At 65.0% G+C, this 13,723-nt stretch carries 8 protein-coding genes and 1 pseudogene; 6 read left to right on the top strand and 3 right to left on the bottom strand.

Annotated elements, in window-relative coordinates; all coding sequences use genetic code 11:
* Window positions 1-15: 15 nt before the first annotated feature.
* Both QP164_RS19875 and QP164_RS13425 read right to left on the bottom strand, forming a co-directional pair.
* A pseudogene (locus tag QP164_RS19875) lies at window positions 16-1,928 on the bottom strand (M61 family metallopeptidase).
* Between the two features lie 132 nt (window positions 1,929-2,060).
* Window positions 2,061-2,996 carry a DUF808 domain-containing protein gene (locus QP164_RS13425; protein WP_333923463.1) on the bottom strand — a complete coding sequence of 312 codons (936 nt, stop codon included), beginning with the start codon at window positions 2,994-2,996 and terminating at the stop codon, window positions 2,061-2,063.
* Between the two features lie 133 nt (window positions 2,997-3,129).
* On the opposite strand from QP164_RS13425, the gene QP164_RS13420 reads away from it, so the two are divergent.
* From QP164_RS13420 to QP164_RS13405, 4 genes are all read left to right on the top strand, one after another.
* Window positions 3,130-4,140 (top strand): adenosine deaminase, encoded by a 1,011-nt coding sequence (locus tag QP164_RS13420; RefSeq protein WP_333923462.1) that lies wholly within the window; start codon window positions 3,130-3,132, stop codon window positions 4,138-4,140.
* On the top strand, window positions 4,140-5,105 hold the full coding sequence (locus tag QP164_RS13415) for a bile acid:sodium symporter family protein (protein ID WP_435368382.1): 966 nt from the start codon (window positions 4,140-4,142) through the stop codon (window positions 5,103-5,105). Before QP164_RS13420 ends, QP164_RS13415 begins: the two co-directional genes overlap by 1 nt.
* Window positions 5,106-5,192: 87 nt before the next feature.
* Window positions 5,193-7,352, top strand: coding sequence for a histidine kinase dimerization/phosphoacceptor domain -containing protein (locus QP164_RS13410; protein ID WP_333923460.1), 2,160 nt, complete (start codon window positions 5,193-5,195; stop codon window positions 7,350-7,352).
* Window positions 7,353-7,450: 98 nt separating this feature from the next.
* Window positions 7,451-8,653, top strand: coding sequence for an MFS transporter (locus QP164_RS13405; protein ID WP_333923459.1), 1,203 nt, complete (start codon window positions 7,451-7,453; stop codon window positions 8,651-8,653).
* A gap of 318 nt (window positions 8,654-8,971) precedes the next feature.
* Here QP164_RS13405 and QP164_RS13400 read toward each other — a convergent pair whose 3' ends face one another.
* Window positions 8,972-10,303, bottom strand: coding sequence for an MFS transporter (locus QP164_RS13400; RefSeq protein WP_132895677.1), 1,332 nt, complete (start codon window positions 10,301-10,303; stop codon window positions 8,972-8,974).
* 217 nt (window positions 10,304-10,520) lie between these two features.
* Between QP164_RS13400 and QP164_RS13395 the strand changes: the two genes are divergently transcribed.
* Complete coding sequence (locus tag QP164_RS13395) at window positions 10,521-11,552, top strand: COX aromatic rich motif-containing protein (protein WP_443027443.1); 1,032 nt, start codon at window positions 10,521-10,523, stop codon at window positions 11,550-11,552.
* 168 nt (window positions 11,553-11,720) lie between these two features.
* Entirely contained in the window at window positions 11,721-13,721 is a 2,001-nt protein-coding gene (gene cyoB, locus QP164_RS13390; RefSeq protein ID WP_333923458.1) for a cytochrome o ubiquinol oxidase subunit I, read from the top strand.
* Window positions 13,722-13,723: the final 2 nt, after the last annotated feature.

Below are 13,723 nucleotides of genomic sequence, written 5' to 3'. Positions count from 1 at the left end.
TAAGTCAGTGGCTGGTCAGCGCGGCGTCAGCAGCTTGTCGAGCCCACCGTCACCTGTACCGACCTTCTGAAGCCGCGGATAGCGCGGGCCGTCGTGGTAATCGAGCGAGATGTCACGGAATCGGTCGTTGTTCTTTACAGTGAGACGAATCGGTAGCTTCGTCCCCTGCGCGGCGACGATCGCCGCCTTGATCCGGTCCGCCGAATAGGCCTCGCTGTTGACCGCCTCGATCTCGGTGCCGACGTCGAGACCCGCCTTGAATGCCGGGCTGTCCCAGATCGACGAGGTGACGACGCCGTCCTTGTTGATCACCATGCCGAGCGAATAGCTGACATCGGTGCCGCGCGTCTTCTCCGCCTGCTTCAGATACGGGCTCTGCTCGGGGCCGTAGACCAGCTTGTAGCCGTTCATCGCAAAGCCGTTGATCGGCGCGGGCTTGCCCGTCTCGGTCAGCCGCGTGTTTAGGAACGTCGCCCAGTCATAGGGGACGATCCCGTTCAGCGTCTTCGCGACGTCGGCGAAGGTGTAGGTCAGCTCGCCGTAATCGCCGTCGCGGACGCCGAAGAAGGCGCGCGCGAAATCGTCGATCGACTTGGTGCCGTTCGACTTCTGGCGGAGCATCGCGTCGACCTCCATCCAGACCATCAGGCCCTCGTTGTAGTAATCCTCCGACCGCTGCCAGCTCGTCCACCCCTTGGGCTTGCGCGCCGAGATGACGGGATCATTCGTCGTGTCGATCAGCGGACGCCACTGGCGGCCCGGCGCGGTGTCGTAAATACCGAGGATCGAGGCATAGCCGTCGAGCGTGTCCTGCTTGCTGACCAGCCCCGAGCGCGCCTGGAGCACATAGCCCCAGAACTGCGTCTGGCCCTCGTAGACCCACAACAGCGAATCGCGCATCGGCGTGCGGAAATCGGGCGTCCACAGGTCGGCGCCGCGGCGGAACTTGCCGTCCCAGCTATGCGTGTATTCATGCGGCAACAGGTTCCGCGCGGCGGCCCCCGTCTCCCATTCGGTGAAATAGCCGGGACGGACGCCGTTCTCGGAACTGCGATGATGCTCCAAGCCGATCCCGCCGAGCTGATCGGTGATGGACAGCAGAAATTCGTAATGATCGTAATGCTGCGCGCCGAACGTCTTCACCGCCTGGTCGACGAGGCGCTTGTGCGCATCGATCTGCTCGGGCTTGGCGGCGAGCTGGTCAGGGCTGTCGGCGAAGACGTTGAGATCGACGCGGGGGAGAGCGGCCAGACCTTGCCGTATTTGCCCGCCAGCGTCGGCGAGATCGACGAGAATCTCGTAGTTGGTCGTGTCGTAGCTGTAGGTCGAGCCCGATACCTTCGCCGGCACCGCGCCCGCCGCGGTCCAGCCGGTCGGGTAGGTGACGGTCATCTTGATCGGGATCTGGCGGGTGAAATAGCCGGCCGGATAGAGGCTGACGAGATTCGGCTCGAGGCTGATCATCGTCGGGGTCATCACCACGCGGCCCTGGTCGCCCTTGGTCGCGGAGATGAACTGGAACTCGGCCACCACCGACTTCGCGCCAGTCGGCACGTCGATATGGAACGCGAACACGTCGACGGGATCGCGCGTCCAGGGGAGGATCTTGCCGTTCGCGCGGATCACGAGGCCTGCGAGCTTCTCGATCTCGCCGCGGGGGAATGCGCGCCGGGCAGCCACTTCGGATACAGCAGCGCCATCGGCCCGGACTTGGCGACCGGGATCGTCTGCTTGACGCGGAAGATGCCGCGCTCGGTATCGGTCGCATCGACGTCGAGCAGCAGCGTGCCCGGATAGGGCGTGTCGACCGCGTCGGGGATCGTGTCCACGAACGGTACCGGCTGTGGCGCAGTATTGCCGGCGGGAACCTGCGCCACCGCAGGAACAGCGGACGCGAGCAGGGATGCGACGAGAAGCTTGCGGATCAAAGGAAGGGCCTTCCGGCTGAGAGACGATGACACGAGGTGTAATCGCGATAAAGGGCAGCCGTCCAGTCCTTTACCGAGATGGGAAGGTGCGCCCCATCACGACACGGTCCGCAGCGATCGGCACTCCGTCCTTCAGTGTGCTTTGGGCTTTTTCACCGCATGCAGACCCAGCGCGATCGCGCCGCCGAGGATGAGCCCGACGATCCCCGAAAAGAACGCGTTCATCACCCAGTTCACGGCGCCCTTGGCGAACGGCACCGCATGCGATGCCGCCTCCGCCGTGTCGTGGATCCAGTGCGGCAGCGTCGTGAACCCGAACTCCTCGATCCCGTGAACGATGATCTGGCCACCGACCCAGACCATCGCCGCCGTCCCGATCACCGACAGCGCCGCCATCACGATCGGCATGCCCTTCACCAGCCCACGCCCGATCGCCTGCACCACCGCGCTGCTGCGCTGCGCCAGATGCAGCCCGATATCGTCCATCTTCACGATCAGCGCGACCACGCCGTAGACGCCGATCGTGATGACGATCCCGACCAGCGCCAGGACGATCGCCTGCTCCCAGATCGGCTTGGTCGCCACATCCGACAGCGCGATCACCATGATCTCGGCGGACAGGATGAAGTCGGTGCGGATCGCGCCCGAGACCTTCTGCGCTTCGAGCGTCGCCGCATCGACGGGCGCCTCGACGACCTCCTCGGCATGCCCGCCACCGAACGCTTCGAGGATCTTCTCCGCGCCCTCGAAGCACAGATACGTACCGCCGAGCATCAGCAACGGCGTCAGCAACCACGGCGCGAATGCGCTCAGCGCGAGCGCGGCGGGCAGGATGAAGACCAGCTTGTTGCGGAACGAGCCGAGCGCGATCTTCCAGATCATCGGCAGTTCGCGCTTGGGCTCGAACCCGACCATGTAGCGCGGCGTCACCGCGGCATCGTCGACCACCACGCCGATCGCCTTGCTGCCCGCCTTGCCGGTGGTCGCGGCGATATCGTCGAGGCTGGCGGCGGCGAGCTTGGTGATCCCGGCAATGTCGTCGAGCAGTGCGACCAATCCTGTCGGCATCGATGGTGTCCTTCGCGTAAGTATCGGCGCTCGGTAACGTGACAGGATTGTCATGCAACGGCTTTCGCACTTGCGGTAGTGCGCGGCGGGCGGAATGGTTGCAGCCGACGCGACCCAAGCGACAGGACGGATCATGACAGACGACTTCATCACGAACCTGCCGAAGGCCGAACTCCACCTCCATATCGAGGGCAGCCTGGAACCCGAACTCATGTTCGCACTGGCCGAGCGCAACAAGGTCGCGATCCCATTCAAGAGCGTCGAGGATGTCCGCGCGGCCTACAGTTTCACCAATTTGCAGACGTTCCTCGACATCTATTACGCCGGTGCCGCGGTGCTCCAGACCGAGGAGGATTTCCGCGATCTGGCGGTCGCCTATTTCGACCGGGTCGCGCAGGACGGCGTCGTCCATGCCGAGATCTTCTTCGACCCGCAGACGCACACGCACCGCGGCATCCCCTTCGATGTCGTCGCGCGCGGGCTGTTCGCCGGCATCGACGAGGCGCAGGCCAAGCACGGCATGTCGGTCGGCCTGATCATGAGCTTCCTCCGCCATCTCGACGAGGAGGACGCGTTCAAGACCTTTGCGCAGGCCGAGCCGTGGCTCGACCAGTTCATCGGCGTCGGGCTCGATTCCTCCGAGGTCGGCCATCCGCCGTCGAAGTTCGCGCGCGTGTTCGCGGCGTCGGCGGACGCCGGGCTGATGCTGTGCGCGCATGCCGGCGAGGAGGGCCCGCCCGCCTATATCCACGAGGCGCTCGACATCCTCCAGGTCGACCGGATCGACCACGGCAATCGCGCGCTGGAGGACCCGGCGCTGGTCGCTCGGCTTGCACGCGATGCGATGACGCTCACCGTGTGCCCGTTGTCGAACGTCGCGTTGCGCAACGTCGATAGGCTGGAGAACCATCCGATCGACCGGATGCTCGATCTCGGCTTGCGCGCGACGATCCATTCGGACGATCCGGCCTATTTCGGCGGCTATATCGGCGAGAATTTCCGGCAGACGGCGCGTGCGAAGAACCTGTCGCGCGAGCAGGTCGTGACGCTCGCGCGCAACAGCTTCCTCGGCAGTTTCTTGGATGACGACGCGCTCAGCGGCCATCTCGCGACGCTCGACGCCTATGTGAAGGCGCATCCGTGATCAGGCGGTTCCTCTCCGTCTTCGAGCCGTTCATCCTGATGCTGCTCGGCACCGTCGTGCTGGCGAGCCTGCTGCCGGCACGCGGTGAGATGGCGACGATCGTCGGCTATGCGGCGGATATCGGCATCGTCCTGCTGTTCTTCCTCCACGGCGCGAAGCTGTCGCGCGATGCGATTCTGTCGGGGCTGCGCAACTGGAAGCTGCATCTGGCGGTGCTCGCCATCACCTTCGTCGCATTCCCGCTGTTCGGGCTGGGGCTGACTGCGTTGCCGTTCGTGACCGGGCCGCTCGCCGCCGGCCTCCTGTTCCTGACGCTGCTCCCCTCGACCGTGCAGTCGTCGATCGCCTTCACCGCGATTGCGCGCGGCAATGTCGCGGCGGCGGTGTGCAGCGCGTCCTTCTCCAACCTGCTCGGCATCCTCGTGACGCCGGCGCTGGTCGCGCTGCTGATGAACACTTCGGGCAGCGGCGGGATCTCGATCGAGAGTATCGAGGCGATCGTGCTGCAACTGCTGGTACCGTTCGTCGCCGGGCATCTGTTGCGGCCGTGGATCGGCGCGTGGGTGACGCGCAAGAAGAGCCTGCTGACGGTGGTCGATCGCGGTTCGATCCTGCTGGTCGTCTACAGCGCGTTCGGTGCCGCGGTGGTGGAAGGCCTCTGGACCAAATTGTCGATCGGCGACCTGATCCTGGTCGGACTGCTGTGCGCCGCGCTGCTCGCCTTCGTGCTCGGGCTGACGTTTGCCGTTGCCCGCCTGATGAAGCTGCCCCGCGAGGATGCGATCGTGCTGCAATTCTGCGGGTCGAAGAAGAGCCTTGCGTCGGGCGTGCCGATGGCCGGCGTGCTGTTCCCGCCCGCGCAGGTCGGCGTGATCCTGCTCCCGCTGATGCTGTTCCACCAATTGCAGCTGATCGCCTGCGCGGTCATCGCGCGCCGCTATGCCGAGACCGCGCCGCCGTCCTGATCCTGATCAATAGGCTCACTGCGAGGGTATTTGCTTTGTTCCGCAATGACCGCCACAGCGGTTTTGCTGACAAGGGGGCCTTGGCCGATGACTGCGCAGAACGATGTAGACGCTACTGCGCTCGATCAGGCGCAGACCCAGGACAGCGGGCTGGACCTGACCGCGTGCGACCGCGAGCCGATCCACATTCCGGGTTCGATCCAGCCGCACGGCCTGTTGCTGGTCGCCGATCCGGCGTCGCTGAAGATCGTCGCGGGGGCGGGTAATATCGAGGGTCGGCTGGCGGCAGAGTGGCTCGGCGCAGACCTCTCCCAACTCCTCGCGCAGGCCGTGCCGATGGACGACGTGGGGCCAGGGGGGATGGTCGGCGATCCGGTGATGGGATCGGCCGAACGCTTCGAGGTGACGATCCACCGCAGCGGCGACTATCTGCTGGCCGAGCTCGAACCCGTTGATGCCGCACCGATGACCGCCACGCAGATGCTCGGTCGTCTCAACCCGATGATCACGATGTTCGAGCGCGCGACCGATCTGAGCACGCTGTGCGACCGCGCCGCGATCGCGTTCCGCCAGCTTACCGGGTTCGACCGCGTCATGATCTATCGCTTCCTCGACGACGACGCTGGGCGCGTCGTGGCGGAGGACAAGGCGGTCGGTCTCGGCACGTTCCTTAACCATCATTTCCCGGCATCGGATATTCCGCAGCAGGCGCGCGCGCTGTACGTTCGCAACCGCACGCGGACCATCCCGATGATCGCCTATACGCCCGCGGTGCTGCGGCCCGCCGGCTTCGAAACGCTCGATCTCAGCGACGTGACGGTGCGGAGCGTGTCGCCGATCCACCTGCGCTATCTCGCCAACATGGAGGTCGCCGCGTCGGCGTCGATTTCGATCGTCAAGGATGGGCTGCTGTGGGGCCTGATCGCCTGCCATCATGCTACGCCGCGGGGATTGAGCCCCGACATCCGCGCCGCGTCGGCGACGCTGGCCAGCGGGCTCGCGCGTCAGATCCGTGCGAAGGAAGAGGCCGAGATCTACCGCGAACGCCTGCGGTTGCGCGGCGCCGAGGATGCGGTGATCGCCAAGCTCGCCACCGAACCGGCGCCGCGCAGCATCGTCGTGGCGCTGCGCGACGACCTGCGGCGGATGCTCGACGCCGACGGGTTCGCGTTCGTGCAGGGGACGATCGTCGACACCGACGGGGTCTGCCTGGCGCATGACGAGATTCGCGACCTCGCCGCCTGGGTCTGCGCGCGCAGCGGGATCGAGCCGCTGGCGACGCACGAGCTTCCCGCGTTGCTGCCGCGTGCGGAGGCCTATCGCGCCTGCGCTAGCGGCGTGCTCGCGATGCCGCTGATCGACGATGGTGCGATGCTGTTCTGGTTCCGCGCCGAACAGGCCGAGGAGGTCGAGTGGGCGGGCAATCCGCATAAGGCGGTCTCGCTCGATCCGACCGCGGTGCTTACCCCGCGCACCTCGTTCGAGTCCTGGACGCAGATCGTGTCCGGACGGTCGCGGCGCTGGACGCTCGAGGAGATCGAGGCCGCGCACCGCCTGCGCCGTGCGTTTCACGACGCGCATATCAACCAGCGGCTCCGCCTGCTCAATGCCGATATGCAGCGTACGCTCGCCGACAAGGATGTGTTGATCGCGCAGAAGGACGTCCTGATGAAGGAGGTTAATCACCGCGTCCAGAACAGCCTCCAGCTGGTCGCCGCGTTCCTGTCGCTCCAGGCCAAGGCGTCCGACGATGCCAAGGTGAAGGAGCATCTCGCCGAAGCGCAGGCGCGGCTTTCCGCGGTCGCGCTGGTGCACCGCAGGCTATACCGCGACGATCAGGTCGAGTCGGTCGATCTGTCGCGCTATCTCGAGGAGCTGGCCGGCGACATGAAGACCTCGCTCGGCGCAGACTGGGCGGCGCACATGCGGCTCGATCTCGCGCCGATCCTGGTGCCGACCGATCGCGCCGTGAATATCGGGCTGGTGCTGACCGAGCTCGTCATCAACGCCAGCAAATATGCCTATGGCGGGCGTCCGGGCCCAATCCTGATCGCGCTCGAACAGCATCGCAACCGTCTTCGCCTGATCGTCGCGGACGAGGGTTCGGGCAAGGTCGGCACACGAGAGGGCTTCGGCAGCCGGATGATGAATGCGATCGTCGCCGGGCTGTCGGGCACGATCGAGCATGACGACAACATGCCCGGGCTGCGGGTGATCATGACCGCGCCGATCGAGGGCGCGGTCTGACCAGGCCGCGTGTCTGCGAACATGGGCTTGGGTGCGGCTGACATTTGATCGGGTGTCCGCGGGTTGAAGCTTTATGCTGCACCTGCGAAATAAACCGCATGATCGATACCGACCAACCCATCTCGCTTGCCCCGCCCGTTACCCCGCCGATCAACGCGCGGTTGGCGCTGCTCGCGCTTGCCGTGGGTGGCTTCGCGATCGGGACCACCGAGTTCGCCGCGATGAGCCTGTTGCCGCAGTTCGCGCGCGGACTCGGGATCGACGAACCGACCGCGGGGCATGTCATCAGCGCCTATGCGCTCGGCGTAGTCGTCGGTGCGCCGACGATCGCGGTGCTGGCCGCGAAGATCGAGCGGCGGGTGCTGCTGATCGGGTTGATGACGTTTCTCGGGATCGCCAACGGGCTGTCCGCGCTCGCGCCGACCTATCACCTGATGCTGTTCGCCCGGTTCCTGAGCGGTCTGCCGCACGGCGCCTATTTCGGCGTCGGGTCGCTCGTCGCGGCGTCGATGGTGCCGCGCGAGAAGCGGTCGCGCGCGGTCTCGCGGATGATGCTGGGGCTGACGATCGCGACGATCGCGGGCGTGCCGCTGGCGAACGGGATTGGCCAGTGGTTCGGCTGGCGCTGGGGCTTCGGGATCGTCGCGATCATCGCCGCGGTGACGGTGGCGATGCTGCTGAAGTTCGCGCCGGTCCTGCGGCCCGCGAACGATGCGAGTCCGCTCGGCGAACTGGCAGCGCTGCGTAACGGACAGGTGTGGCTGACGCTGGCGATCGGCGCGGTCGGGTTCGGTGGGATCTTCTGCGTCTACACCTATCTCGCCTCGACCTTGACCGAGGTTACCGGCGTATCGTCCGCGTTCACGCCGGTCGCGTTCGCGCTGTTCGGGGTGGGGATGACGATCGGGACGCTGGTCTGCGCAAAGGCGGCGGACGTGGCGCTGATGCCGGCGGCGGGGAGCACGTTGCTGTTCGGGGCAGGCGCGCTCGCGCTCTACGCGCCGGCGACGCCGCATCTCTGGGCGATGTTGCCGGTGGTGGTGTTGATCGGGTGCGGCGGAGGGTTGTCGACGATCCTCCAGACCCGGCTGATGGATGTTGCTGAGGAGGCGCAGACTCTGGCGGCGGCGCTCAACCATTCGGCGTTTAATACCGCCAATGCGCTGGGGCCTTGGCTTGGCGGGCTGGCGATTGCGGGCGGGTATGGGTTGCCGTCGACCGGCTGGGTCGGGACGGCGCTGGCGCTTGGCGGGTTTGCGATCTGGGCGCTGTCGTGGGGACTCGATCGCCGACGGGTCTGACTGCCCTCACCGTCATTCCAGCGTTCGCCAGCTGACGTCTCTCCCGTCGTCATCCCAGCGAAAGCTGGGATCTCCCCGTTCCGGGTCGGAGCGTCCGCCAACGACGATACCCCAGCTTTCGCTGGGGTGACGGTTTTGGAGGGGCGGCGGTTTTGGAGGGGCTCAGAGATATCCCAATTACCACCACCCCGGTGGAGGCCGGGGCCCACTTGGTAAGGTCGTGGTAACGGGCTGCTGCGCTCAGTTAACACCGTCCCCCAATTGGGCCCCGGCCTACGCCGGGGTGGTGCCGCTCGATAAGCCTGTCAGCCCGTTAGCTCACCGCGCGATGTTGCGCTTCGCCAGTTCCTTGTTCAGCCCCAGTGCGATCAGCGTGAACACCGCGCCCGAGAACAGATACGCGCCACTAGCCGCCAGACCCAGCTTGCTCGTCAGCAGCAGCGCCGCCAGTGGGGCAAACCCCGCACCGAACAGCCAGGCCAGATCGGTCGTCAGCGCCGAACCCGTATAGCGATGCTGCGGCGACAGGCTCGAGGCGATCGCGCCCGAGGACTGGCCGAACGACAGCCCGAACAGCAGGAAGCCGATCCCCATGAACAGCCGCTCGCCGACGTCGCCGCCATCGAGCAGCGACGGTGCGGCGATCGCGAACAGCGCGATCAACACCGCGATCGTGCCGAGCATCGTGCGACGCCCGAACCGGTCCGCCAGCAGACCCGACACCAGCATCGCGCCGATCCCGATGATCGCGCCGATCACCTCGACCACCAGGAAGCGCGCCGGGGCCTCGCGCGTGAACAGCACGACCCACGACAGCGGGAACACCGTCACCATGTGGAACAGCGCGAAGCTGGCGAGCGGCACGAACGACCCGAGCCAGATCGCCTTCCACTGCGACTGCACGGTCTCGACTACCGGTGCCGGCTCGAGCTCGCGCTTGGCGTACATCTCTTCGAACTCTGGCGTCACGACGAGACGCAGGCGGGCGAACAGCGCGACGACGTTGATCGCGAACGCCACGAAGAACGGATAGCGCCAGCCCCAGGCGAAGAAATCCTCGGTCGGCAGCGCAGCGACGAAGAATGCGAACAACCCGCTCGCGACCAGCAGGCCGATCGGCGCACCAAGCTGCGGCAGCATCGCGTACCAGCCGCGGTGCTTCTCGGGCGAATTAAGCGAAAGGAGCGACGCCAGACCGTCCCAGGCACCGCCGAGCGCGATGCCCTGGCCGATGCGGAGCAGCGCGAGGATCGCGACCGACCAGTTGCCGACCGAATCATAGCCGGGGATAAACCCCATAGCGACAGTCGAGGTACCAAGCAGGAACAGCGAGATCGTCAGCTTGACGCTGCGACCGTAGGCGCGATCGACCGCGATGAAGATGATCGAGCCGATCGGGCGGGCGATGAACGCCAGCGCGAATACCGCGAAGGAATAGAGCGTGCCCTGCAACCGGTCGACATACGGGAAGACGAGGGTCGGGAACACGAGCACCGAGGCGATCGCGTAGACGAAGAAGTCGAAGAATTCCGAGGTGCGGCCGATCACCACGCCGATCGCGATCACGCCGGGCGTGACGTGCTCGCCATCGCTGTGGATACTGCGAGCATCGGCTTCGAAGCTCGTCTCGGGGATCGTGTTAGCACTCATTCTTCAACTCGCTCTGCAGGGCGCTGGCCCATCATACGCTGTTCGGGCGGATGCGGGCAGGGGCAATCTATGCTACCCTTCGTGATGATAAAGCCATGCCAATGTTGCAGTGCAGCGCCCATTGGACAAATTGTCCACTGTAGTGCGGCGCAACCGAGGCGTAGGGGACCAGCATGATCGTTGAGAAAACCGTTTCCCGCGCAAAAAATGGCTGGCCGTGCTGCCGCTTGCGCTGCTCACCAGCGGCTGCGACTGGGTCGTGATGTCGCCGTCCGGCGATATCGCAGTGCAGCAGCGCGACCTCGTGCTGATCTCGACCGGGCTGATGCTGCTGATCATCGTTCCGGTGATCTGCCTGACGCTGTTCTTCGCGTTCCGCTATCGCCAGTCGAACAAGGCCGCCAAGTATGAGCCCAACTGGGATCACTCGGTTGGCCTCGAGTTGTTGATCTGGGGCATCCCGCTGCTGATCATCATCGCGCTCGGCGCGTTGACGTGGACCAGCACGCATCTGCTCGATCCGTATCGTCCGCTCGGCCGGATCAAGCCCGACGCGCCGACGCTCGCGAACAACGTGCCGGTCGGCAATCTGGTCGACAAGCAGCAGCTGGCGAACGGCGTCGGCAAGCCGCTCGAGGTGCAGGTCGTCGCGCTCGATTGGAAGTGGCTGTTCATCTATCCGGAATACGGCATCGCCACGGTCAACGAACTGGCCGCACCGGTCGATCGCCCGATCCGCTTCCAGATGACCTCGTCGTCGGTGATGAACGCGTTCTACATCCCCGCGCTGGCCGGCATGATCTATACGATGCCCGGCATGCAGACGACGCTGAACGCGGTCATCAACAAGCCCGGCAACTATGAGGGCTTCTCGTCGCACTATAGCGGCGCGGGTTTCTCGGGGATGCGCTTCCGCTTCCACGGCGTGTCCGACGCGGGCTTCGATGCCTGGGTCAACCGGGTCCGGCAGAGCGGTGGCGCGATCGGGGCGGGCGGCCTGAACCGCGCGAGCTATCTCCAGCTGGAGAAGCCGAGCGAGAAGGTCCCGGTCCGCTATTACAATGCGGTCGAGCCGAAGATCTTCACGGCGATCGTCGAGCAGTGCGTCCAGCCGGGTAAGGTCTGCATGTCGCAGATGATGCATGGCGGCAAAGGCGGGGGGACTCGCATGCCGGCATGGCGATGCCGGGCGTCAACGGCGGCAAGGGCCCGCAAGAGGCCTCCGAGCGCGTCAAGGGCGCGTTGCTGAAGGATGCCGATGAAAAGGGTAGCGGCGAACATTGGACCGCACCCGCCGATATAAAACGGGACGGCGCCAACAGCGCGCCCGGATCGGTATCGAACCGTAATCACACCATGCTGACCCCCTCCACACAGCCGGGCACGCGCCCCGTCGCGAACGGCTAGAGAAACCATCATGAACGACACTCTGTTGAAGACAATCTTCGGCCGCCTGACCCTGGAGTCGCTGCCGCTGCACGAACCGATCGTCGTCGCCACCTTTGCTATGGTGGCGATCGGCGGGCTCGGGCTCGTCGCCGCGCTGACCTACTTCAAGGTCTGGGGCTATCTGTGGAACCAGTGGTTCACCAGCGTCGATCACAAGAAGATCGGCATCATGTACATCATCCTGGCGATCGTCATGCTGCTGCGCGGGTTCTCCGACGCGATCATGATGCGCGCGCAGCAGGCGATGGCGTTCAACGGGTCCGAAGGGTACCTGACCGCGCATCACTACGACCAGGTCTTCACCGCGCACGGCGTGATCATGATCTTCTTCGTGGCGATGCCGCTGGTCACGGGCCTGATGAACTATGTCGTCCCGCTCCAGATCGGTGCGCGCGACGTGTCGTTCCCGTTCCTCAACAATTTCAGCTTCTGGATGACTGCGGCGGGTGCCGTGATCGTCATGATGTCGCTGTTCATCGGTGAGTTCGCGCGGACCGGCTGGCTCGCGATGCCGCCCCTCTCAGGGTTGGCCTATTCGCCAGACGTCGGTGTCGACTATTATATCTGGGCCTTGCAGATCGCGGGCATCGGGACGCTGCTATCCGGCGTCAATCTGATCGCGACCATCGTCAAGATGCGCGCGCCCGGCATGACCATGATGAAGATGCCGATCTTCACCTGGACCGCCTTGTGCACGAACGTCCTCGTCGTTGCCGCCTTCCCGGTGCTGACCGCAGTGCTCGCGATGCTGTCGCTCGACCGCTATATCGGTACCGCGTTCTTCACGAACGACTCGGGCGGCAACCCGATGATGTACGTCAACCTGATCTGGATCTGGGGTCACCCCGAGGTCTACATCCTAATCCTGCCGGCATTCGGCGTGTTTTCAGAAGTCACCTCGACCTTCTCGGGCAAGCGCCTCTTCGGCTACAGCTCGATGGTCTATGCGACGCTCGTCATCACGATCCTCGCCTATCTCGTCTGGCTGCACCACTTCTTCACGATGGGGTCGGGCGCGAGCGTGAACTCGTTCTTCGGGATCACCACGATGATCATCTCGATCCCGACCGGGGCCAAGATTTTCAACTGGCTGTTCACGATGTACAAGGGCCGGATCCGGTTCGAACTGCCGATGATGTGGACGATCGCCTTCATGGTGACCTTCACGATCGGCGGCATGACCGGCGTGCTTCTCGCCGTGCCGCCAGCCGACTTCGTGCTGCACAACTCGCTGTTCCTGGTCGCGCATTTCCATAACGTGATCATCGGCGGCACGCTGTTCGGCATGTTCGCAGGGATCAACTACTGGTTCCCGAAGGCGTTCGGCTTCAAGCTGGACGAGACCTGGGGCAAGATCTCGTTCTGGTGCTGGGTCCCCGGCTTCTACTTCGCCTTCATGCCGCTCTACGTGCTCGGCCTGATGGGCGTGACCCGCCGGATGCGCTATTTCGACGATCCGAACCTACAGATCTGGTTTATCATCGCCGCCTTTGGTGCAGCCATGATCGCCGCCGGCATCGGTGCCTTCCTGATGCAGATCTTCGTCAGCATCCGGAACCGCGAGAAGCTTGCCGATCTGACCGGCGATCCGTGGAACGGCCGTACGCTCGAATGGTCGACCTCGTCGCCGCCGCCGGAGTACAACTTCGCGTTCACGCCGATCGTCCACGACCTGGACGCCTGGTACGACATGAAGGAGCGCAAGGCGGTCCGTCCGGTCTCCGGCTTCAAGGCGATCCACATGCCGAGCGGCACCGGCACGGGCGTCGTGCTCGCCGGTCTCAGCGTGGCGTTCGGCTTCGCGATGATCTGGTACATCTGGTGGCTCGCAGGGCTCACCTTGGTCGGCATCTTCGCGACGACGATCTTCCACACCTTCAACTACAAGCGCGACTTCCACATCCCGGTCGAGGACGTGATCGCCAGCGAGGACGCGCGCACCCGCCAGCTCGCGACCCAGGGAGCCTGACG

The sequence above is a fragment of the Sphingomonas sp. LR59 genome, assembly GCF_036855945.1.
In the GTDB taxonomy this organism is placed as follows: domain Bacteria; phylum Pseudomonadota; class Alphaproteobacteria; order Sphingomonadales; family Sphingomonadaceae; genus Sphingomonas.
The sequence above is the reverse complement of the archived record's forward strand: the minus strand, read 5'-3'. Positions and strand labels throughout refer to the sequence as shown.